The organism is Dyadobacter tibetensis Y620-1 (assembly GCF_000566685.1).
Classification (GTDB): Bacteria; Bacteroidota; Bacteroidia; order Cytophagales; family Spirosomataceae; genus Dyadobacter; species Dyadobacter tibetensis.
On sequence record NZ_AZQN01000003.1, the window covers coordinates 165,483 to 187,940 of the forward strand.

Genomic DNA, 22,458 nt, shown 5'->3' on the forward strand with positions numbered 1-22,458 from the left:
CAACAATATTTTTGAAAGCTTAAAAGTGGTACGAAAAGAACTAAATAAGCTGGTAGTTTTGTCGGTATAATTTTAGTAAATTATATGACCATTCTGAGGGTTAGCATTCAATTATTCATTAGTACTTAAACGAGCATCGTATCTTATGAGACACTATCTACGTATTTTGGTATTCCTTCTGATCGGCTCCTCCGTTTGGGGGCAACAGGTAATGATACAAGGATTCTATTACGATATTCCAAAGGCGCAATGTGGTGCTGCCTGGGCCGATACCATGGCATTAAAAGCTTTGGAGTTAGCTGGAGCTGGTTTTACACATATTTGGACACCCCCCTTTCAAGGAAATGGGGCCAATAGTGGAGGTTATGATCCCCGGGATCTATATATTGGAGATGCCTCTACAGTGACACCTCTTGGTTCCAAGCAGCAAATCTATGATATGGTGTCGAGTTTTTCCGGAGCGGGTATGCAAGTCGTAGGCGATATGATTTACAATCACCGCGATGGCGGCGCGCCTGAAAACAATGATCCTGTATTAGATTATATATTGCACAAAGCGGGTAATACGGTTGCTGCGGGCTATCAATTTTCCATGCCCTCCGATCGGTATCGTATGGTGCTTCCTGTGGGAGAAACAGCAGGCAATGGTATAGGAAACTATTATATCAATATTAGCTCGAGGACTGGGACCTATAGTGGCAGTAAATATATGTTGTATGTCACCACAAACAAGATTGGAGGTTCCAGGTGGTCTCCTGTCATAGGTCCCGATCTGGTCGCTGTGGAACAAGGTGCGGCGCTACCTATACAGCTTGGAAGAAATTATGAGGTCACCATCGATAGCGATGGGGATAATGACGAATTCCAGATATCGCTTCAGTCGGACGATTTTAATCCCACTGATGAACTTATTATCTATATGATTAACATTAATCCTGGGGATGTCGAGGCTTATTCGAACCATCGACCCTGGAAGATTTATTACGATCCCCAAGGCTCTGCTGGCAATGGGGCAGGGCGTGACCTTGCCGATGCCGGCAACGTGTTCGCCAATGGCGGGGGCTTCAATCCCAATTATAAGCTTCGTGCGCAGACCTATACCAATTTTTGTGATCTTCCAGGGGGAGGACCTTGCATGAATGGGAGCAACTTTAGACCCAATTGGTCGGGGAATTCCGAAGCCGATGTTAGCCAGACCACGCTGGGACCCAAATACAGTCAGCAGAGCATGGACTATTTCTACGACTACGATCATCAGAACCCAGACACCAAGCAAAAGCTAATTGACTGGACTTTATGGAGTTGGAATGAAGTGGGCATCAGAGGACTGCGTATGGATGCCATCAAGCATTTCCCGGCGTCCTTCGTAGGAGATTTGCTCTGCGCTATGCATGCTGCTGGACAAGATCCAAGCCTGGTGGTAGGAGAATGGTACGGACAAGACCCGGGGGACCAGGGAGCCTGGTTGTCCCAGGTTTATGATAAACTGAATGCTTGCGGTGGGGCTGGACTCAATCCCAAGGTTTTTGATTTTAATCTACGGGATGTGCTCAAAAAAGCTACTGACGGTGGAAATGGGGTGAGTACAGCTCAGGATTGTAATGAGCCAGCCGCCTGGGACGTCCGAAATGTGTTTACCGGTAGTCTTCACGATGGAAATGGTTTTAGTGGGAATAATGTTGTAACCATGGCCAATAACCACGACTTTAGAGATGCCAACCCTACCTATGGTTCTTCCTTGCTACATCATCGGGGCAATGCGCTCAACAGCTATGCCTATATGTTGACAAATAATCATTTGGGTGTACCTACCATTTTCTGGCCCGACTATTATGGCTACAACCAATCTGTGCAAACCTGGAATGGAGTGACCTGTGAGCCGCAGACGCTCAGCTATTTTCCGGTATGGCCCGAGGGAGGGTTAAAGTCGCAAATTGACGAATGGATCGATGTGCTAAAGACCTATATTCATGGCTCTACGGGGATAGACTATCTGAACAAGTTCGGCGGGCCGGCTATTACCTATTATAGTGGTTGCTATAAGCGTTCACTTATCTATCAGAATAATGCAAGTGGAAGCGTGGGGGGGAAGGAGGTTCTCAACTTGGTTAATTATAGCGACGAAGCCATGGATGTAGAAATTCCGCTAATCATGAGGAATGGGATAGAGGCAGGTCAGGTGTTTACACGTGTTGCCGGAAGTACAAGCACCGATACTCCCTTAGTGTCTGCCAGTGGAACTCTCCGGGTTACGGTGCCTGCCAATAGTGCCGCGACCTGGATACAGGGGGAGCCATTACCCTTACCTGTGGGGCTGAAAACCTTTTCGGCAAAAGCTCTTCCTCATGCCATCGTATTAAACTGGGAATCTACTACGGAAGATAATTTTTTAGGCTATCAATTGGAAAGGTCAGTTGATGGGAAGGAGTTTGTCGATTTGGCTTGGATAGAAGGAGGAAATTCCGGCAGATCTAGCCGAACATATCATTATAAAGATTTACAGGCACCCCTGGGTCAAGTGCTTTACTATAGATTGAAGATGGTAGATCGGGATGGTAAGTTCCAGTTTTCAAGGATACGTACTGCAGCCCTAGACCCACAAATATTGCGCATACACTTGGTTTCAAATCCGGTAGAATCCTTGGCTCGTATTCAAATTAACAATCCCAACGAACAACTCTTGAGGGTTCAGATAATTGATCTTTCAGGACGGACTATCCTTAACCGGGTCTATAAGCAGCCGCAAGGCCTGGGAGAATTGGGTGTCGATGTGTCTGCAATAACAAAAGGAAATTACCTGTTATCCGTTTCCAATGGCAGCCATAGAGCGGTAGAACGACTCCTGATATTCTGATTTTACTTCGGGTGCATCTGAAGAGAATTGAAAATATCTAAATCATTTTTTCAATTCTTTTATCGGGTACCACCCAAAGTGCTGCTACCAAGGCGTAGATAGCCATGCTAATCCAAGGTTCATAAAAAGCAGCAGCGATAGCCAAGGCGTAGATTACCATAGTAGCCACCGTTTTATAGTCGTTTTTAAAGGCGATGCCTACCGGGGAATCTATGCCTTCGTGCTTTATTACCAATTTTGTAAGTATATACCAAGCTAAACTAGCCATGAAAAGTACCAGCCCGTATAAGGCCACCGGAATGGTAGAGTTGAAATTTTCCCCTAGCCAACCTGTGGTAAATGGAAATAAAGAAATCCAAAATAGCAGATGAAGGTTGGCCCAAAGTATTCTACCATTCACATGCTCTGCGGCTTGCCATAGATGGTGGTGATTGTTCCAGTAAACTCCTACAAATATAAAGCTTAGCAAATAACTAATAATTGTTGGAATTAGTGGTTGGAGGTCTTTCAGACTATCGCCATGGGGTAACTTCAGCTCCAATACCATAATGGTAATTACAATCGCCAGCACCCCATCGCTGAAAGCCTCAAGTCTTGAAGTGGTCATCATAGAATTATATTAAAGTTTTAATGTGATATTCTGGGATATTATTCCCCAAAGTAGTGGATTATTTGATATTTACGCACTTGGTCTGATTTTTACCTAACAATCATATAATTTATGCAGGTAGTAGGGCCCTTAAGGGTATTATTTGGATTGTATCAAAATAAATTCCATTTTTATTGGAATCATTCTAAATAGGGCTTAGCTTTGTATCATTGATTCTAAATAACAGCAAATGAACCTTTTAAATCAGACTGAGGCGGCAACGGAATGTGGGATGCCTGAAATGTGGAGCCGTAGTATCGCTGACGGCCACGATTGTGTTTTTAAAAAATGCTGCGAGAAATATAAAAAGAAAGGGAAGCACTGTAAGAAGTGCCCCAAGAAATAGGCTGTATAAGCGCCTTCGAAAGTAGGGTTGCCTTCTGAACTTATATGTACTATAACATCTTGCGTTTTACGAAGCCACTCCCATAGAGAATAACAAGCAAAAGAAGTACAATTAACAATGCCTTGAGGTTTATGGAAATATTGATGAGTTCCCTAGTTCCATTTGTATCAATTTTGTATGTAAAATATTTATTTTCTGCAATTCCAAACCCATTTTTTAATGGAAATGCCTTATGATACTTAATTTCTGTAATCAATTGGCCAGTAGTATCAATATATCCATATTTATTATCCATTCTTACAACAGCAATATAGTCATTGAAATAGGAAGTAAAGTCATACACTAAAGGTGTTTTTATTACACCCGTAGTATCAATATGACCATATCGACCATTGACACCAACTGACGCCCTATTGTCTTCCGAAAAGGATTGGACTTCATCATATTGGTAAGGAATTTTCAATTCCCCATTATAACTAATACACCCCCATTTACTACCTTTTTTAACCCATATTCTGTTTAAAGTGGGCTTTTTGGTATCCAAAAACTGAAAGGAAATAGCAATATCGCCTGTATTTCGATCTAAATATCCGTATTGGGAATCATACTTTGCTCGTTGCAAGCGATTGGTAGAATAATCATAAGCTATATCCAACTCTTCCAAAATAACCGGCATTTTTAGAATCTTTAGTGTATTAATTAGTCCATATAGGCCATTATTATGAATAACGGTAAGGTGAATTCTCTCTTTGATCTCCTTTTCTAAGTAGCTATTTAATTTGGGAGAAAGATTCAAAATATTGCCATTCTTATGCCAAAATAAAGTTTCCTCGGATTCATTGCCGCAGGAATAAGCCTCAATTGCATTTTTTATTAAAAAATCATTCTTGAACAAATATGTTGGAAGCTGAGAAACACATTTTCCGGTATTGTCAATATACTTTAAGGCATAGTGGTCTTTAATTGGTTCGATAACCCATGCCCTACCATTACTAAATTTGCTTGCTGATTTATAAATTGGATCAATAACAATACTCCCTTTATTGTTTAAGTAGCCATGCACTCCATAGGGTTGTGAATCATCTTTTGCAACAACAAATTCCGCTAACCCATTGCTAAATAAACCGATATCCCGGTATGCACGAGTAAGCCTATTTCCGCTACTGTCCACTAAGAACGTTTTGGGGATACCACAATAGGTGGTTCGTTTTTGTGCAATGAAAACTCCCCCTGATTCAATTACAGAGGTGTAATTACTTCTCCATTCGTGTGCTTTATTTGAATTTTCGCAGAAACCATTTGAATTATAGAAATTTGACAACATTAAAACAAGAATCAACAAATTCACTTTTGGTGAATGTGGTTTTATAATTTGATTTTCCATTCGGTTTTAAATTAAAACTCCTGTTCTGTCTTATAATTTTTACTACTTTAATCTGATGTCTAAATCGTTTGTCAAGTTTAAATCAATGGTAAGGTTATTTGTATATTAGGTTCTATTTAGGTAACGCTTGAATACTTTTATTAGGGTTTATCCTAAAGTTTGTTCTAAGGTAAACCATAAATTTAACAGGTCTTACCGTGCACCCACCACCTTGATTGCTATCATTACAAATCCAACCCGCTTCCTTTTCGCCAGCTGTAGTAAAGCAAGCACTCATTGCTCCGGTGCAAAAACAGCGATATCCGTCCCCCTCCCCCCACAACATTCTTCATTTGTGCCCTTGTCAGTGCAAAGGCACTAAAGCTAGAAAAACTCATGGTTGCTAAGGATTTAAGGTTTAAAAATATATTTACTGATTTTCGAAAATCCTTAGGGAATGGGTATGATTTGCTTACTAATAATTTCATGTACTTCCTCGCTGTGCAGTTCGGGGAATGGGGGGGACTCATTGTTTTTTCCATTTTCTTATTCAGAAATCTTAAGGATTTTGGAATCAGTGGCTATAACTTTTGATATATGGTATGTAAATCAAATGGAGCACTTCATTTGATTTACACAGGTTGATGTAGTTGAAATGGTAGGAGCCATTTCCTTCGAAGCCCAAAAAAGATATTCAAGTCATTGGTTTTTAAGTAGGCTGGTCAATGCCAAAAGCATAGTATCATGCAGGTTTGAAGAATTGTAGAGAACAGGGTAGTTTTTAACAAAAATATCTCTTTCCCTAAATAAGGCTCCTGTCTTTGAGTTCACAAGTTTAATATTTATGCAATAAGCAAGTGGAGCAGTATTCATTATTGAGGTAAAGCATGCCCCTGTACTAATTTTACCCTTTAGTAAATAGGCAGCATCCGAAGAATCGGAATGGTATATATTAAGAGAGTCTAAAATCAATAAGGTAGCTTTAGTGTATTTATCAGCCAGTAAGGAGTCATTTATAATATTAGTCTCAAAAATGACTTGATTAATGGACAATTCGGATTCCCAAGAATTATTGGGAATGTCTTCTTCGATCCTAATAGTAAAGGCCAGAAGGACGAAAGCATAAACAATTGATAAGGCTCTTAATTTTAACATAGCTTAAAGGATTAAAAATTAGCACTTTCCGTCTTTATGATGAAAGTGCTTAAATAAATTAAATATTAAATCCTACGCACTTAGTACAACTCGAAGTTGAGCTACAATAGGTATATGCTGCATTAAAATCTGCAAAGCAGTATTTCATATCATTACAACATACATAATCGTAGCCCCCAACAACATTCTTCATTTCCGCCCTCGTCAATTCAAAGGCACTAAAATTTGATAAACTCATGATTTCTAATAATTTAAGGTTTAAAAAATATATTTACTGATATTCGAAAATCCTTAGGGAATGGATGTGCTATGCTTGGCTTGGTTTAATAAGGTTACGATGTTTCCTAGGTCTTTTAATTGAAAGGCTGTAGGTAAGAATAAAATGGTTTTTTGCATGAGACAACTCATTTGAGGTGCAAGTATAATTAAATTATACACAAGAAAAGTGCATAAAATTCGCTCAATTTGCCTCGATAATTGGTTCAGTTTTATTTTTGAGCGGAAAGAGCACATATTGGTTGATCCGCAGTCACCTGACCAGGAAATTTCGTATAATTGATCAGTGAAATAGCATACAATGTCGCCTCTTCCATCAACATTTTTCATTTCCCTCCATCTCGTATGGTGGCAATAAGTCGTTCTGCAAGCCGTTTGTCTGCGGTAATAATTTCTGCTGTACCTTTCATGCCGTTGCGATAGCTTAGCTTACGCTTATACCGGGTCGTTAATTGGCTTGGGAGCGCAACATACCCCCAATACAGACTGTCGCGCCCTGGTGTTTGCGACAGTTTGGTAAGGCTTCCTGTTACCATTCCGAACTCCCGGTAAGGATAGCCATCTAACTTTATCAATACTTCTTGTCCTTCCACGATTTTGCCTAAATTAACCTGTGGAATTTTTACAATCCCTTCGAGTTGACCGGCTATGGGTTCTATGGTCAGTAACTCTTGGCCAATGGTCAAAAACTGCTGCTCGGTCCAAGGGCCAGAGAAGGAAACTAGGCCAGACACCGGCGCAATGAGCATATAACGCTGTTTCCAGGAGGCAATACTACTTTGGAGTGACTGTAAGGTTTGAAGAAAGCTGTTTTTCTGTTCGGAAATGGCATTGTCTAGTTCCAGAATTTCCTTTTGTTTGGCCGTCTGCGACGAGGCGCTCTGTATCAAAGAAGCAGCTAGGTTTTTAAGGGGGAATTCCTTCGCCAGAAGTTTTGCTTTCTCCCGTTTGTATTCAATTGGAGCTATTACTTTTTGTTGGAAAAGCATTTCTTGCGTATTGAACTCCTCCTGAGCCAATTTGAAATCTCGTTTTTGCAGTTCCAGCTGCTCCATCAGATTGCTTTCTATCAGCTTCAAATCCGATACATCCTTTTCAAGTAGGGATCTTTTTTGAAGATAAAAACCGCCTGCCAAAAAGGATTTTAGTTCGGCGAGTTTTAGTGTAAAACTCTGAAAATCATTTTGTATTTCACCTAATGCGCCAAAGTTTCCAATAGAGGCTTCTCTGGCCAAGTTCCATTGACCGTGGCTAATGATTTTATTCCAGTGCTTGAGCTGATTTTCAAGGTCTAGTACTTGTTCCGCATTCGCAGTGGATTCCGTAAATGCCAAAATCTGTCCGGATTCCACTTGTTGGCCATCATTCACCAACAGCTTGGTAAGCTTACCTTCGCTGCGCACGATCATGGTACGAGGCGGATTACTCGCCGTTAATGTAAACGGAACCGGTACTATATCTGGATAACGAACCAGCCAGCAAGCGGCAATCAATATCATCACCAACCCAAAAAACAACGTTATTCCCCACCGTACCAGCTAATGAGGCGGACGACTGATAATTTCGTGTACTTCCTCGCTGTGCAGTTCGGGGAATGGGGTAGTGGTAGAATTACTTATTTTTGTTTCTATCATTTCAATTGATCACTTTATTTAATTCAGAGTTAGCGTGAATTACCATACCGCCGTCATCATCTTTCCTAACCAACATATAGTTTAGGGAAGCGTTAATTTTAATTGGTTTTTGCTTAACCACCACTCTCTGGTGGAATAGAGCTAAGTCTTTCATTATCCTTACTTTCGTATCTAGCGCACCATCATAGATCTCCACAGAACCAATACTTTGTATGCCTCCAATGGGTATAACCGATTGATTTGACTTTAAATCAATTGTAGCTGGTAAAGACAAGGAGGTATCAGCGGAATCAGCTGAATCGATGTGCCATTTTGGCTTAATGGTACTTTTAAATGTAATGATAACTCCGACGCTAAAATTGGTTGAATTTCTCAGTTTTATCTTACATGAATATATTCCCCATCGGAGCAGGTGAGCTATTTCACAAACACTTATTCCATTGCACTGTGCAAATGGTCGAATCAACCTACAAAAACTAGATCATCATTCCAGTTTTCCGATGGTGATAGAGTCTATTGGCATTTCAGGGATATGTACCTGCAATATTCTGTGTATTTGTTCGTCGTCGGCCGACGGCATTCTCGAAACCATTATTTTTCCGGTGCTGTCCAAAAGAACATAATTGGGTATTGCCAAAGGAACGGTTTCAGTTAACCTACTGGTCATTAAAAATTGGCTAAGACTACCTTTCCTTTTGCTTTTTCTCGTTAAATAATGTTCGCTGGATCCAAATCTGTCATTATAAAGTTTAAGTCCCGATTTCCATTTCTTTTCATCCTCATCGATGGATATACTAATAATATCCAACCCAGATGAGCCATATTGAGTCTTTATTTTTTTTAGATATGGCAAATAATAGTAACATGGCCCGCACCAACTTGCCCAAAACGTCACCATCACTACTTTACCCTTATGTTTATTTAATACCGACTCCCAACTTGAATAGGTATTATCAGGTTTTTTTAGCTTTGACTTTAATATTTTGTTAGGGTATTCAAAATTGTTGTTATCTACTTTGTCCTTCACATAGGCCAAAAGGTTCCTATCCCTACATATTGCGTAAAATCTATTTAAATACTCCTGAAAATCTGGGAGATTCAGCCACTTGTACTTTTGTAAGAGCCATGCCATTAAATAATTTTGTTGGATCCCATTAAAGTTGAGTAAAGCCGAGCTAAATTCGGTATAAAATTTATTTGCCGGATCGTCGCCCCTCAATGAATCCTTACATAGGAAGGAGTTTAAAGCGACAATGGCAGTCCGATATTCTTTTCCGCCCATCCATAATGAATCCTTATCTGTTACGGTGTCCTTTATTATCCTAATTGTATCCTGATACCATTTAGGAATATTTAGTGTATTGGTATTTTCGCTAATATACGGTCTCAAAAGATCCACGATACGGTAATAATCCAGTTCCTTTTCCAAAGTATATTTATATGCAGAATCACTCTTAGTAAATTTTGAAACAACCTCTTTTCGCTTCCAATGACAGGAATCTAATGTTGAGATAATCAGCTTAAAATCTGAATCTTCCGTTTTGTGTATATCAAAACCCGGATGATACACGGTGGATAAACCTGGCTCTTTTGTAAGTAAGACCAGAGCATTGTAAATGCTATCCTTATTCATTACTTCCAAATGCCCTCCTGTTTTATGACGCCCAAGAACGATCGTATCGTTTGGCATGACCAACACATTTCTTCTCGTTTGTCCGTCAGTATACGTGAATGTAATTGGAAAGGGAGCATCTATAATTCTGTCATTCTGGAGTTTCCCCCAAAACATATTTCCGAAAATATCTTCGTGATGCGCTATTTCACCTACGGCGTCATTCTCATTTGAGTAAATCATAACGGTACTTTGACCGAAAACAGGGTAAGATAATAGCACTGCAAAACAAAAAACTTTATATAGTAAATGCATCGGCGAAGAATTTACAAGTCATACGAATGAGGGATCATTCGTATGACTTCGTTTAATTAATTTTATATTTACTCACAACGATAGTCTACTCCTGGATATCCAGCATTCGTATTATAGTCATTGGCAGCTTTTCCTGCATAAGAAAAACAATCATCCATATTGGTTGACCCGCAATCACCTGACCAGGAAATTTTGTTCGCTTTATCAGTGAAATAGCATATAATATCGGCTCCCCCAACAACATTCTTCATTTCTGCCCTTGTCAATGCAAAGGTACTAAAACTTTGTAAACTCATGATTTCTAACAATTTAAGTTAAAAAGTATATTTGCTGATTTTCGAAAATCCATAGTAATAAAATAACTCAAATGTCTGATGGCTGACCGCAGACAGCCGCCTAATCTACCCCGCCGCCAATTCCAACTGATTACTAACCAACTCAAAATACTTCCCATGCAAGGCCACCAGTTCACTATGTGTTCCTCTTTCAACGATGACTCCTGTTTCCAGTACTACAATCTGATCGGCATGTTTAACGGTACTCAACCGATGAGCTACCACTACCACCGTGCGCCCCTTGAAAAACGAAGCCAGATTTTGTAGGATCACGGCCTCATTATTGGCATCCAGCGCATTAGTCGCTTCGTCGAAGAGCAGGAGTTGGGGGTTTTTATAAACGGCTCTTGCTATCAAAATCCGTTGTTTTTGTCCTTGACTAATACCATTCCCTTCCGCCCCGATTTTGGTATGGTAACCTAACGGCAGTGACTCTATAAACGTATGAATATTGGCTGTATGTGCGGCTTGAAACAACCTTTCCTGGTCTATGACTTCGTCATGAATGGCAATATTCCGGGCTATGGTATCCGAAAATAGGAACCCCTCTTGCATCACAACGCCACATTGCTGTCGCCATGCTCGGTGGGAAATGGATTTTATGGGGCTGCGGTGAGCGCTAGAACGCACAGTAGCCCAGTTCGGCCCCAGCCCTTCCGATGCGACGGTTCGACCATCGTGTAGAGGGGGATTTTCATTGGAGTTGTTTAGAAATAAACTGCCTTTATTAGGTTCGTAGAACCTTAATAATAGTTTCAAGAGTGTTGTTTTTCCACTGCCGCTGGTCCCCACAATAGCGGTTGTTTTGCCATGAAATATCGAAAGATTTACGTCCTGCAAGACCGGTTCGTTTCCTGCACCGGGGTAGGTGTAGCTTAGGTTTTCGATTTGGATATCCTTGGTTTGATCCCATTCCGTGCGGGTTTTGATATGTGCGGGTTCTTCGTCTTCGAGACTATGTACCTCATTGAGTCTTTCCAAACTAATTTGTGCATCCTGCCATGACTGCATAAAACCAATCATTTGTTCGATGGGTGCGTTGAACTGTCCTAGTATATACGTTACTGACATCATACCGCCTAAGGTCAGTTGTCCATCGATAACCGCCTTAGCGGCCAGAAAGGTTATGAAAATATTCTTACCATTGTTAATCAGTAAAGCACCTGTTTGCTGTATTTGAGAAAGAGACAGACTTTTGACACTCCATTTGAAAAGTCTGGCTTGCGTTCTTTCCCATTCCCAACGTTTGGGCGTTTCTGCACCTGCCAGTTTGATATCCTGCATGCCCTGTATGAGCTGTACGATCTGGCTTTGGTTTCTGGACGAAATATCAAAACGCTTGGTATCTAGTTTGCGCCTTTGTTTTAAAAATAGCACCACCCATAAGGCATATACGAAAGAAGCGCCGATGGCCACAGTAAATATGGAAAGATCGTACCAGGCAAGCAGGAAGCCATAGACGACGAGGTTGACCAGTGAAAACAGTACGCTCAAAGTTTGACCCGTCAAAAACGACTCGATGCGGTGATGGTCGCCGATGCGCTGCATGATGTCGCCAAACTGTTTGACATCGAAAAACGATACGGGTAGCCGCATGAGCTTGGCTAAAAACTCAGAAAGGATGGTCAGGTTTAATCGTACGCTGATATGTAGTAAAATCCAACTGCGAAGAAAGCCAACGGCCGAGGTACTGATTAATAGTACCATTTGGGCCACCAATACAATATAGACAAAAGACAGGTTTTGGGTGCCTATCCCCACATCCACCACCGACTGGGTGAGAAAGGGAAATAACAAAGACAGACCACTGCCCACCAACATGCCTAGCCCCAGCTGGATTACCAACTTTTTGTATTGCCATAGGTAGCCCATCAGCTGTCCCAGTTGCAATCCCTTCACTGGCTCACCCTCTTCCTGATAGAACTTAGGAGTGGGCTCCAACAATAGGGCGACACCCTCTTTGGCATTTTTGGACTGGGTACTCAGCCATTTCTTTTCAAACTCCGCTCGGGTATAAGTGATAAGGCCTGTCGCTGGATCAGCAATACGGAAAATCTCCCCCTGCGGCGCAGGATTAACCCCACCGTGTGTCGGGCCGTCACCCTGCGCGGAACCCGTACCCTGAGCGGAGTCGAAGGGTGCAACCCTATCCACCCTGTCACCCTGAGCGGAACCCGTACCCTGAGCGGAGTCGAAGGGTAGGTCAACAGCAGGTTTCCTTCCTCCCCAAATATTCGCAAGAAGACCTTTGCCTAGGGCATACGGCCTATTGCTTACGGCATACAAAACTACAAAATGATTTTGTCCCCAATGCAGGATGCACGGCAAAGGGGCTTCTTCCAGCAGTTTATCTAAAGTTACCTTTACGCCGACTGTTTTAAAACCCAGCATCTCAGCCGCTTCCGCAATGCCAAGCATCGAAACCCCCTCCCGACTAATATTGGCTCTTTCTCTTAAAGTTTGCGCCGTATAATGCCGCCCAAAATGCTTCGCCACCATGCGAAGGCAAGTGGGGCCGCAATCCATTTGATCGAGTTGGTGGTAGTGGGGGAAAGGCTTCATACGTGCATAAAATTAAAATTACCCTGTCAGTTAAAAAAATCAACTAAGTATCCAAAATACATTGCCACCATACGAAGGCAGGTTGGGCCCACCGGGCAGGCGATCCTGGCCATTTGATCGAGTTGGCGGTAGTGGGGGAAAGGTTTTGGTGTTTCTTATAAAATTAAACCAGCCAAGGAAGTTTATGATTAAATTTTTTTAACATTACTTCATTTCCATTAATGAAAAAATCTGGGTAAAGTGGTTTATCATTCTTCAATCGATAATTAACTGTAAACTTTTTAGTTGATCTAAAACTGGGCGAATTTTTCTTTAAATGATGGAAGAAGTATCTATCTGCTTTAAGGGGGTGATACCAATATTGTGTTGATTTTAGTAATTCGTTTCTTTTTATTAGGTAGCAATTAGTGTCTATCAGTTTGTTTTGATTTGAAATTGGTTTATAATCACCAATACTTTCACAATTGTCCCCTATAACGAAGTCACCATCCTCAGTAAAAATATTTCTCATTGAATATGACCAATCCAAATTGAATTTGGTAATTAATTCGATTAGTGTTTCTAAATGATTTGCCTCATACCAATTATCTTCATCTAAGAATCCAATATATTCAGAATTGATTAAATATGGCATTGATGCATATATTCTGTGACCATTCATTCCATTTTTACCAGTATTGTAAGGGAGAATAATAACCTTCACATTAGGCGCATTTAGTTGGTTAATAGTTTTTTGGACATTATTCCAATTATGCTCACCGTCCACAACAATTAGGTGTAAAATGTCTTTATAATTCTGATTTTGGATACTTTCAACCGCTTTTTTTAGATGTTTACTTCCAGTGGTGGGGGTAATGATTGTTACAGTTGGGATACCATGTTGGTTTTCTATAATCTCACTTACTTTACTTAATACCTTTTTTCGGTCCAATTCGATAGGATTTCTAACTCTTTTACTACTACTAATTTTGCCTAATCTCATCAGAAAATTGTTAATATTCGTTAGAACAAAATATTTGATTGAATAGAAGTTCATTTTAAATTCTATTTATAATTGTTATTCCATAAAATTGGTTTCCATCCTAAATTGTCTATAAGATAATGTAAGACTTCCTCTCTTTTTTCATAAAATCCACGTTTGGTCCAAGATGCAAACTCATCTCGACCGTAGGCAATTTTTAAATTGCCCGTATTTTCCTCGTTATTTTGACTTAAAACAATCGTTTTTACATCTAATTTCAATTTACAAACCGCAGAAAGGTGCATGTCTTCTGACATGTCTAGCGTCAAGGGCGGAACTTGCCAAAATGTTTTGATCCACTCGGCCTGGAAAAACCAACCATTACATCCAAAGTCGACAAGGGTATTCTCTTTGCAAAAATGAAACGTAAAGCTAGGTGTTATATCTCCAAAATAGTGTTTTTCAATTTCATTTCGAGTTCCAAGAAAATAGCAGTTGTTTGGTATCCTTCTTCCTGCACAACTTATGATATAATCTCCTCTTGATGAGGTATGAAGACATTTTTCAATCCATTTCTTGCCTGGGATTACATCATCATCGACTATCCACACATATTTCGTTTTTACATATTGAGCAAATGAAAATCTGCCGAAATATTTCAAGTCAACACTTGACTTAAGGTAACTGATTTCGGGGTAATATTTGAATATTTGACTTATGTTTACATGATTCTCGCACTGAATCACCCAAATTACACTTGGCTTAACTGTTTGGCTAAATAATGAATCCAGTTGTTCCAGCAGATTGTTTCTTTTCCAAATAGTAAGAATGACTGTCAGATTAGAGGAGCTATTTAGCGGGAGTGTTTCGAATTCGGGTTTCAACATTTTTATTATTGACATTTACATGCTATTTGAAAATGGTTCAATTTTTAAATACGGTATGTAACTAATATTACAAGAAGCCATTATTGAGACTTATACATCTATAATTAATTCTAAATCATTTTATTAAATTGGTAACATTTGATACCATATCAGATCCTTCTGCTCGGTATAAAATGTTCATATTCTTGTCTATTAAAATGGTTGTCGGAAATGCTTCAATATGAAACAGTTGTACCAATGGATCGTCAATTGCTCCAATTTCAAACACATGTTGCCAATTCATATTATATTGCTTAATCAACTTTTGAAGCTTTGTGGTGTCCCTACTCCTTTCCCATGCAATGCTTACCATTCCTAAAACCTTTGAAGCACCAAATTGGCTATGTATTTTCTTTAAGTCGGGAATAGCCTGAATGCAGGGAGCGCACCAACTTCCCCAGAAATCAATTAGCATATAATCATGATCAAAAAAACTGGAATCTTCGATTTTGCTTTTCAATAGATGGGTGATTTCTTGCGGTAATCGATTATGATGTCGAATACCGGAGGTGTAGGGCTCTTTTTCAATGTTCAGAAGTAGGCTATCACCAAAAAAAGATACATGCTTAATCGTAACTGAACGCTCACCAAGCCGGAACGGATCTCCAATTTTAGGTTCAGGGGTAACGGCTAATTTAGTTTCCTCATCATTGTCAGTAATTTTAAAATGGGTATTTGAGTAATTGGCGTCAACCTCACCTGATTTGGAAAAACTGAGGTTATAATTTTTACCATCAATTTCTATATTAGCATGTTTGGTATTTGTGACTTCAAAATATACTTCTAAAAACTCTTCAGTTGATATTGCCGAAAGAAAATGTGGTTCATAAGGAAGAATTTTAACTGGAACCTTTCGGCGGAAAATAGCTTTGTGAAAATACTCATAGTCTAGCATAATATTTTCAACAGCATCAACTGCCTTTTTTCTGGCACTTTTTACAATAGGGAAAACGAATTTTTCATCGTCTGAAAAATCATTATCACGATTTAAATCTGCAATGATATATTTCTCGTTTTTTAATAGACCGCTCAGGACATTTAACTTTGAATGCTTTGGGACCCTATCTGCAATTGAGTCATTTTGAAAAGATAGCTGATAGATCGAGTAGTGATCCCATTGCGTAGGAATCCCTTTAAATGCGTCTAAATCTTGTATTTTTGTGCCTTTTATTATCCTAGTAGGATCGGTCTTATGAGGAGTTGTATTGGTGAGAACAAGGATGCTGTCTGCTGATACTATATCTGCAATGACCAGTCCCGAATTAAAAGAAAATATCAGGAATATTATCAATAGGTGACTTTTCATAATCAAAGTAGGAAAAATTATTTACAAGTGACACTTTGCATCAATTCTAAATCCCGTAAGTATTCTCCTTTTGCCATGTGTCTTTTTACCAATTCTAGATAAATATGCTCCAAGCTACCCGAAAATTCATTTTTTGCTTCCTTTAGGTAATTGCCATTTTTTAGTAATGTTTCTCTATAATAGGGTAAAAAATAGTTCAAATTTTTACAGATATTTTTATAACTATTACAATACTGAAGTTTTAGAAAGGAGGTGTAAACAAGTTCAATGTTTCTACTCTCACTCATTTTCATTTCATTTAAGAAGAATAGCAGTCTGTTATTAGAAGTACTCAGATCGTAAAATGCTTCGAGGTTGGAAACACAGATATATTTTACCAACCACTCTGAACAAAATCGACGATAAAGCATAAGGTGAGGTGAATCCCTCAGTTGATCAATGATATGTTCATAATTTTTGAGTAAACTATCCCTATTGGCAATAGATCCAGTTTGATTCCTACTTAAGCCTGTCCAAGGTATTCCCATTTTGGTCAAGAATTTTTTTTCTTCCCTTTGAATTATATTGGTAGCGGCCGTATCGTTTTTGATTGAACTAAATTTATAAGACATAAAAAAGTCTGACGCATCAATACGTTCCACTAAAATTGTATCACACTCATATTTAGATGGTTTTAATGTGCTGCCCATGGCCGTGTTTAAAATAAGACATAAAAAATACGGTATAAGAATGTGCAGAGTATTCATATATATTATAAGTTAGTATGATCTATCACCAGATTATTTGAATTAATCTGGTGATAGATTGAACAATGAAAGTTTATGGAAATATTATTGGCACGGAACACTTGAACTTTTTGTGTATCCGCTATCTCCATTACTTGTTTCCCAATATGCGGCTCCGGCAGAACCATCACTACAACTGTTTGAGGAAGAATACCACTCGTATGTTACAGTGCTATTAGGACTACCATCTTTTGTAGTCATACTACAGGAACAATTGCTTCCCCCAACAACATTCTTCATTTCCGCTCTTGTCAATACAAAGGCACTAAAACTAGATAAACTCTTAATTTTTACCTATTCAAGGCAAACTGAACAGTTTATTTAGCTGCATATATTCATCAATTTTCCCTCTTGTAAATCTTTGACATATGTCAATTTGATAGTTTATAATAACATTAAGCGTTGGTATTTCCGCTAATGCAAAAGCTCATTCAACGAATTTTTACCAAAATTGCTGGAAAGTGATATTCAATATGCTGATCGAGAATAGTTTGATATTTAGTTGCTATATCAAATTGTTGTTGCTGATTTACACTATTACCAGGCAATTTTAATAATTGCTTGTCCCATCCAACATCTTCCCTTTTAGAAAAAAAGTAAGCTTTATCAGCCTTTTTAATTAAACCTATTTCTAGTTCGCCAATCGAATTTTTAGGTTTTACCTCAAATCCGATAAAGAAGTTTCCAGTAATCCTAGTACGAAGTTTGAATTTCTTCCATCCACTTTTTTTATGGGTAGTTTTAATTCTACTAGTATAAAACTCATGTTCTTTCGGCCTCCCCAACGAATCTTGGAATATTTTTACTTGATAACTTTGAGTCAATCCTTCTTTTTGAATTGTATAAAATTGAATTTTTTTTAATTTTATACAATTAGAAGTATTCATAGGAATTACAAACATTACACCCGATTGATTCAGATCATTTCGAATACTTCCAACAAGAATTCGGTGTTTTTTAAAAAAAACATATGATTCGATTTTAAAATTGTCGGCACCATACTTATATTTTATTTTAGCAAACACTCTAAAACTATTGAAAAGAGTAAGGATAGTCATTGTTAAAATTAGAATCGACTGTTTTAATGCCATGATTACGTAAATTAGGGTACATCAAAAAAGCAAATTATCCCATTAACATTACGGATAATATGAATCTATTCCCCGTAAATTATTTAAAATAAATATGCAAAAAAACATTATGGAATAGGTTCAGATTTACATTTTGAGGGAGATATTTTCGTCCATACAACCCAAGTTTCTTTTACCTTTTTATTTTTGATTCGTTGACAAGAATCTAAATGATAACAATATCCTTCTGGATCAGTGGTTGTACCTAAATCAGTACAAACAACTTTTCCCCCAACAACATTTTTCATTTCCGCCCTTGTCAATGCAAAGGCACTAAAACTAGATAAACTCATGATTTCTAATAATTTAAGGTTTAAAAAATATATTTACTGACTTTCGAAAATCCTTAGGGAATGGGTGTGCTCTATATATTTTGGCTTAAAACAGTTAAAATAATGCCTAAGTCCTTTATATGAATGGCGGCGGGTAAGAATAAAATGGTTTTTTGCATGAGACAACTCATTTGAGTTACAAGTATAATTAAATTATACACAAGAATAGTGCATAAAATTGGCGCAATTTGCCTCGATTATTGGTTCAATTATAATTTTTGACCGAATAATAATTTTTAGGTAACCCATGGCAGATTTTTCCATATAAGTGACTTATATTAGCATAGTATACACTCAGCTACAGGGAAAATAGAACACACAACACGCATGAAAATAGGGCATAAACTTCGTCGGTTGAGGCAATACAGGCGTTTTTCGACACGGGAGCTTGCGGATCTTCTTGGCATCGGTCAAAATACCTATGTGAGTTGGGAGCTTGACAAAACGTATCCATCCTTCAAATACTTCGTTCCTTTGGCCGAGGCCCTAGGGCTCTGCCCTATTTCCTTAATGGCTTTTCTATTTGAGCAGATATCACTGGAAGAATTATTGATGATCACCGAAACTGTTCCCGATTTAAAGGAAGCGGTCATCTTCTACAAGAATCACAAGGACAAATTAACTGCGGTGGAACATTCCGATATTAGGGAAGAACTGCTGAGATTGAATCATATGATTCAGAAAAGCACGCTGACCCAAAGCTCCGAGTAAGATCTTGTCGGAGGTGCTGAGGGTAAAATTCTTGAAGGTGCGGCTTGATTTTTTGTGGCCAAGAATGGGCCATAGCCCATCCTTGATTGTTTTATACCTTTCTTTTTAGTTCAAAATGCTGTCCCAGGTAGACCCTGCGTACCACCTCGTCGGCGGCGAGCTCCTCGGCAGTCCCTTGTTTCAAAATTTTTCCTTCAAAAAGCAGATAAGCCCGGTCGGTAATCGACAGGGTTTCGTTTACATTATGGTCGGTGATGAGTATTCCAATATTTTTATGCTTCAGTTTGGCTACAATACTCTGTATATCTTCTACAGCAATGGGATCTACCCCGGCAAAGGGTTCGTCGAGCAGGATGAACTTTGGGTCCACGGCCAGGGCTCGGGCAATTTCCGTACGTCGGCGCTCTCCCCCCGAGAGCACCATGCCCTTGCTTTTGCGGACATGCTCCAGGTGAAATTCTTCCAAGAGCTCTTCCACTTTTTCTTTCTGGCGGCTTTTGGGTAAATCACTCATTTCCAGTACCGCCTTGATATTTTCTTCAACTGTCAGCGTTCGGAATACCGAGGCCTCTTGGGCCAGGTAACCCAGGCCAAGCCTGGCTCTTTTGTACATGGGTAGTTTGGTGATGTCCATGTCGTCAAGGTACACCTTCCCACTGTTCGGCTTTACCAGACCTACAGCCATATAAAACGAGGTGGTCTTCCCAGCTCCATTGGGACCCAAGAGGCCCACAATTTCTCCCTGCTCTACTTGGTAGCTGACGTTGTCGTTGACCAATCGGGCACCGTATTTTTTTACAAGATTTTCAGTTTTTAGAATCATGGACTGTTGAGCTGGTCGGCACTATATGGTTTCACTAAATTTGATGTCTTTCAGGAATAATTGCAAGCTGACTTGATCGCGAAAATTATTTTCCTCTATACAATAACAGATCGAAAAGGGTTCGCCCTTCACGAGTTGGGCATAATAATGGGCCATGCCAAAGGCGATGACGGTAAAGGTTCCTGAGCCGGGTTGCTGAACGGTAAACTTGATATGTTTCTCCTTCATAATGGTAGGCTTGCCTACGATATTTACCCGATTCGATACAAAAACAGGGGTCATATTACCCGGGCCAAATGGGCCCATTTGTTTTAGAACATTATAAAATTTCGGGCTGATGTCCTTCAGTTCCAGCACCAGATCGATGTTGATTAACGGAATGAGCTGCTCTGCCAGTATACGGGAAGTTACGATTTCTTCGAATCTTTTGCGGAAAGCAGGAATATTTTCTACGGGCAGGGTGAGTCCTGCTGCAAAAGTATGCCCGCCAAACTGCTCCAACAGATCGGCACAAGCCTCTATGGCCTCATACACATCGAAGCCAGGGACAGAGCGTGCCGAACCGGCAGCCTTTCCGTGCGACTGGGTGAGGATGATGGTAGGCCTATGGTATTGTTCTATGCAGCGACTCGCCACGATACCGATTACCCCCTTGTGCCAGTCTTCCTTGAATAAGACGGTGCTTTTTGCTTGGGTGAGCCAGTCGTCGTTGGCAATCATACCGAGAGCCTCCTCGGTGATGCTGCTGTCGAACTTGCGCCGATCCAGATTATGGTGGTTGATTTCTTCGGCAAAGGCCTCCGCTTCCTCTTGGTCGTCACTGAGCAAGAGGCGTACGGCCTCTTTGGCATGCTTGATACGCCCGGCAGCATTGATACGGGGGCCTAGTCCGAACACCACATTGGTAATGTCCAGTGTGCCGGATATACCCGCTATTTTGATAAGCTCCTTGATGCCGGTACGGGGAGAGGTGTTCAGACGCTGTAATCCATAGTAAGCTAATATTCGGTTTTCACCTGTGATGGGTACTATATCCGAAGCGATGCTGATGACCAGTAGATCCAGGGCGTCGAAAAGAGGCGTTTGATCTTTGTTTTCGGCAATACATAATGCTTGTAATAATTTGAAGCCTACCCCGCAACCCGTGAGCTCTTTATAAGGATAAGGGCAATCGTCTCGTTTGGGGTCCAGTACGGCCACTGCTGCCGGTAGTACGTCGCCTGGACGGTGATGGTCGCAAATGATGAAGTCGATGCCATGGCGGCTGGCCGCTTCGACTTTGTCTACCGATTTGATGCCACAGTCTAAGGTGACTATAAGACCGAAGCCGTTGGCCGCCGCCCATTCGATGCTTTGGGACGAAACTCCATATCCTTCAGTATACCGGTCGGGAATATAATAGTCCAGCTGATCGTAGAAAGTGCTCAAAAATCCGTAAAACAAACTTACCGAGGTCGTACCATCTACATCATAGTCGCCATATACCAATATTTTTTCTCCTTTGGCGAATGCTTTCTGGAGTCGGGCCACGGCCCGATCCATATCCTGCATTAAAAATGGGTCGTGAAGCAGGGAGAGGTCTGGTCGGAAAAAGGCCTTGGCCTCATCAAAGCTGGTCAGGCCACGTTGTACCAATAAGGTGGCCAATACTTCACCTACATTAATTGAGGCACGGAGCTCTCCGGCAATTTTCTGTTGTTCTTCGTTTAGTTGGGGGGCTACTAGCCAACGTTTCTCCATCATACCACAAAGATAATGCTATTATTATGATGTCATTCAAAACCATTGGTCATACATGAACGGGGAAAGCTGTAGGAAACCTTTTATCTTTGCAAAGAATTTGGAGTTATTCCGGTTGAATTTAGATGCATGGGCATCTATAACTTAGATATTCCAGATTCTGTAAAAACTATATTTATTAAAAACTGACACCATGCCCCGTTTGCTCGCTATTGACTATGGTTCCAAAAGAACGGGAATAGCTGTAACAGATCCTTTGCAGATCATTGCCACGGCTTTGGAAACCGTTCGGTCACACGATTTGTTATCCTATTTGGTAGCATATGCCCAACGAGAGCCGATAGAAGCTTTTATAGTTGGTATGCCCAAAAGGCTGGACAATACCGAGAGTGAAAACGCAGCCCGGGTAAAGGCATTTATTAAGCTGCTTCGTAAGAAATTTCCGGAAATACCGATCCATGAACACGACGAACGTTTCACCTCTTCTATGGCCTTGCAAGCCATGATTGCAAGTGGTAGTAAAAAGGGCGATAGGAGAGAAAAAGGAAATATCGATAAAATTAGTGCTACCATTATCTTGCAGTCCTATATGGAAGGCCGCCGCTAGATGGCCGGCTTCAAAAACTTTTAAAACTTATTATTA

At 40.0% G+C, this 22,458-nt stretch carries 18 protein-coding genes; 3 read left to right on the forward strand and 15 right to left on the reverse strand.

Going from position 1 to position 22,458, the window contains the following annotated elements; translation table 11 throughout:
- The first annotated feature begins 145 nt into the window (after positions 1 to 145).
- Complete coding sequence (locus X939_RS22170; RefSeq protein ID WP_025762685.1) at positions 146 to 2,854, forward strand: T9SS type A sorting domain-containing protein; 2,709 nt, start codon at positions 146 to 148, stop codon at positions 2,852 to 2,854.
- Between the two features lie 37 nt (positions 2,855 to 2,891).
- On the opposite strand, the gene X939_RS0107715 is transcribed toward X939_RS22170, so the two are convergent.
- From X939_RS0107715 to X939_RS23590, 13 genes are all read right to left on the reverse strand, one after another.
- Positions 2,892 to 3,464, reverse strand: a complete 573-nt coding sequence (locus tag X939_RS0107715; RefSeq protein ID WP_229236028.1) for a TMEM175 family protein — start codon at positions 3,462 to 3,464, stop codon at positions 2,892 to 2,894.
- Between the two features lie 434 nt (positions 3,465 to 3,898).
- Positions 3,899 to 5,233 carry a WG repeat-containing protein gene (locus X939_RS0107725; protein ID WP_044198813.1) on the reverse strand — a complete coding sequence of 445 codons (1,335 nt, stop codon included), beginning with the start codon at positions 5,231 to 5,233 and terminating at the stop codon, positions 3,899 to 3,901.
- 678 nt (positions 5,234 to 5,911) lie between these two features.
- On the reverse strand, positions 5,912 to 6,367 hold the full coding sequence (locus X939_RS0107740) for a hypothetical protein (RefSeq protein ID WP_025762690.1): 456 nt from the start codon (positions 6,365 to 6,367) through the stop codon (positions 5,912 to 5,914).
- Positions 6,368 to 6,969: 602 nt separating this feature from the next.
- Entirely contained in the window at positions 6,970 to 8,145 is a 1,176-nt protein-coding gene (locus X939_RS22180; RefSeq protein ID WP_198034377.1) for an HlyD family efflux transporter periplasmic adaptor subunit, read from the reverse strand.
- A gap of 616 nt (positions 8,146 to 8,761) precedes the next feature.
- On the reverse strand, positions 8,762 to 10,132 hold the full coding sequence (locus X939_RS22935; RefSeq protein ID WP_025762692.1) for a TlpA family protein disulfide reductase: 1,371 nt from the start codon (positions 10,130 to 10,132) through the stop codon (positions 8,762 to 8,764).
- Positions 10,133 to 10,272: 140 nt separating this feature from the next.
- Complete coding sequence (locus X939_RS0107765) at positions 10,273 to 10,500, reverse strand: hypothetical protein (protein WP_025762693.1); 228 nt, start codon at positions 10,498 to 10,500, stop codon at positions 10,273 to 10,275.
- A 105-nt stretch (positions 10,501 to 10,605) separates the two neighbouring features.
- Positions 10,606 to 13,101, reverse strand: a complete 2,496-nt coding sequence (locus tag X939_RS0107770) for a peptidase domain-containing ABC transporter (RefSeq protein WP_025762694.1) — start codon at positions 13,099 to 13,101, stop codon at positions 10,606 to 10,608.
- A 163-nt stretch (positions 13,102 to 13,264) separates the two neighbouring features.
- Positions 13,265 to 14,083 (reverse strand): glycosyltransferase, encoded by an 819-nt coding sequence (locus tag X939_RS0107775; RefSeq protein WP_198034378.1) that lies wholly within the window; start codon positions 14,081 to 14,083, stop codon positions 13,265 to 13,267.
- Between the two features lie 62 nt (positions 14,084 to 14,145).
- Positions 14,146 to 14,964: a glycosyltransferase gene (locus X939_RS0107780; protein WP_025762696.1), complete on the reverse strand. Its 819-nt coding sequence runs from the start codon at positions 14,962 to 14,964 to the stop codon at positions 14,146 to 14,148.
- Between the two features lie 100 nt (positions 14,965 to 15,064).
- Complete coding sequence (locus X939_RS0107785; protein WP_025762697.1) at positions 15,065 to 16,294, reverse strand: TlpA family protein disulfide reductase; 1,230 nt, start codon at positions 16,292 to 16,294, stop codon at positions 15,065 to 15,067.
- Positions 16,295 to 16,311: 17 nt separating this feature from the next.
- Entirely contained in the window at positions 16,312 to 17,040 is a 729-nt protein-coding gene (locus X939_RS0107790) for a hypothetical protein (protein WP_131694726.1), read from the reverse strand.
- Between the two features lie 470 nt (positions 17,041 to 17,510).
- Positions 17,511 to 18,170: a hypothetical protein gene (locus X939_RS0107800; RefSeq protein WP_025762700.1), complete on the reverse strand. Its 660-nt coding sequence runs from the start codon at positions 18,168 to 18,170 to the stop codon at positions 17,511 to 17,513.
- 107 nt (positions 18,171 to 18,277) lie between these two features.
- Positions 18,278 to 18,502 carry a hypothetical protein gene (locus X939_RS23590; RefSeq protein WP_131694725.1) on the reverse strand — a complete coding sequence of 75 codons (225 nt, stop codon included), beginning with the start codon at positions 18,500 to 18,502 and terminating at the stop codon, positions 18,278 to 18,280.
- 366 nt (positions 18,503 to 18,868) lie between these two features.
- Here X939_RS23590 and X939_RS0107805 point away from each other — a divergent pair, with 366 nt between their 5' ends.
- Entirely contained in the window at positions 18,869 to 19,252 is a 384-nt protein-coding gene (locus tag X939_RS0107805) for a helix-turn-helix domain-containing protein (protein WP_025762701.1), read from the forward strand.
- Positions 19,253 to 19,343: 91 nt separating this feature from the next.
- On the opposite strand, the gene lptB is transcribed toward X939_RS0107805, so the two are convergent.
- Both lptB and recJ read right to left on the reverse strand, forming a co-directional pair.
- Positions 19,344 to 20,075 (reverse strand): LPS export ABC transporter ATP-binding protein, encoded by a 732-nt coding sequence (lptB, locus tag X939_RS0107810; RefSeq protein WP_025762702.1) that lies wholly within the window; start codon positions 20,073 to 20,075, stop codon positions 19,344 to 19,346.
- Between the two features lie 21 nt (positions 20,076 to 20,096).
- Complete coding sequence (gene recJ / locus X939_RS0107815; RefSeq protein ID WP_025762703.1) at positions 20,097 to 21,818, reverse strand: single-stranded-DNA-specific exonuclease RecJ; 1,722 nt, start codon at positions 21,816 to 21,818, stop codon at positions 20,097 to 20,099.
- 190 nt (positions 21,819 to 22,008) lie between these two features.
- Here recJ and ruvX point away from each other — a divergent pair, with 190 nt between their 5' ends.
- The gene (ruvX, locus tag X939_RS0107820) at positions 22,009 to 22,422 is read left to right on the forward strand and encodes a Holliday junction resolvase RuvX (RefSeq protein WP_025762704.1); all 414 of its coding nucleotides are present in this window, start codon (positions 22,009 to 22,011) and stop codon (positions 22,420 to 22,422) included.
- Positions 22,423 to 22,458 lie beyond the last annotated feature (36 nt).

Bases quoted from the DNA above. Each gene is read 5' to 3' on its own strand.
- X939_RS22170 (WP_025762685.1), top strand. From the start codon at position 146: ATGAGACACTATCTACGTATTTTGGTATTCCTTCTGATCGGCTCCTCC.
- X939_RS0107715 (WP_229236028.1), bottom strand. From the start codon at position 3,464: ATGATGACCACTTCAAGACTTGAGGCTTTCAGCGATGGGGTGCTGGCG.
- X939_RS0107725 (WP_044198813.1), bottom strand. From the start codon at position 5,233: ATGGAAAATCAAATTATAAAACCACATTCACCAAAAGTGAATTTGTTG.
- X939_RS0107740 (WP_025762690.1), bottom strand. From the start codon at position 6,367: ATGTTAAAATTAAGAGCCTTATCAATTGTTTATGCTTTCGTCCTTCTG.
- X939_RS22935 (WP_025762692.1), bottom strand. From the start codon at position 10,132: ATGATTTACTCAAATGAGAATGACGCCGTAGGTGAAATAGCGCATCAC.
- X939_RS0107765 (WP_025762693.1), bottom strand. From the start codon at position 10,500: ATGAGTTTACAAAGTTTTAGTACCTTTGCATTGACAAGGGCAGAAATG.
- X939_RS0107770 (WP_025762694.1), bottom strand. From the start codon at position 13,101: ATGAAGCCTTTCCCCCACTACCACCAACTCGATCAAATGGATTGCGGC.
- X939_RS0107775 (WP_198034378.1), bottom strand. From the start codon at position 14,083: ATGAGATTAGGCAAAATTAGTAGTAGTAAAAGAGTTAGAAATCCTATC.
- X939_RS0107780 (WP_025762696.1), bottom strand. From the start codon at position 14,964: ATGTCAATAATAAAAATGTTGAAACCCGAATTCGAAACACTCCCGCTA.
- X939_RS0107785 (WP_025762697.1), bottom strand. From the start codon at position 16,294: ATGAAAAGTCACCTATTGATAATATTCCTGATATTTTCTTTTAATTCG.
- X939_RS0107790 (WP_131694726.1), bottom strand. From the start codon at position 17,040: ATGAATACTCTGCACATTCTTATACCGTATTTTTTATGTCTTATTTTA.
- X939_RS0107800 (WP_025762700.1), bottom strand. From the start codon at position 18,170: ATGGCATTAAAACAGTCGATTCTAATTTTAACAATGACTATCCTTACT.
- X939_RS23590 (WP_131694725.1), bottom strand. From the start codon at position 18,502: ATGAGTTTATCTAGTTTTAGTGCCTTTGCATTGACAAGGGCGGAAATG.
- X939_RS0107805 (WP_025762701.1), top strand. From the start codon at position 18,869: ATGAAAATAGGGCATAAACTTCGTCGGTTGAGGCAATACAGGCGTTTT.
- lptB (WP_025762702.1), bottom strand. From the start codon at position 20,075: ATGATTCTAAAAACTGAAAATCTTGTAAAAAAATACGGTGCCCGATTG.
- recJ (WP_025762703.1), bottom strand. From the start codon at position 21,818: ATGATGGAGAAACGTTGGCTAGTAGCCCCCCAACTAAACGAAGAACAA.
- ruvX (WP_025762704.1), top strand. From the start codon at position 22,009: ATGCCCCGTTTGCTCGCTATTGACTATGGTTCCAAAAGAACGGGAATA.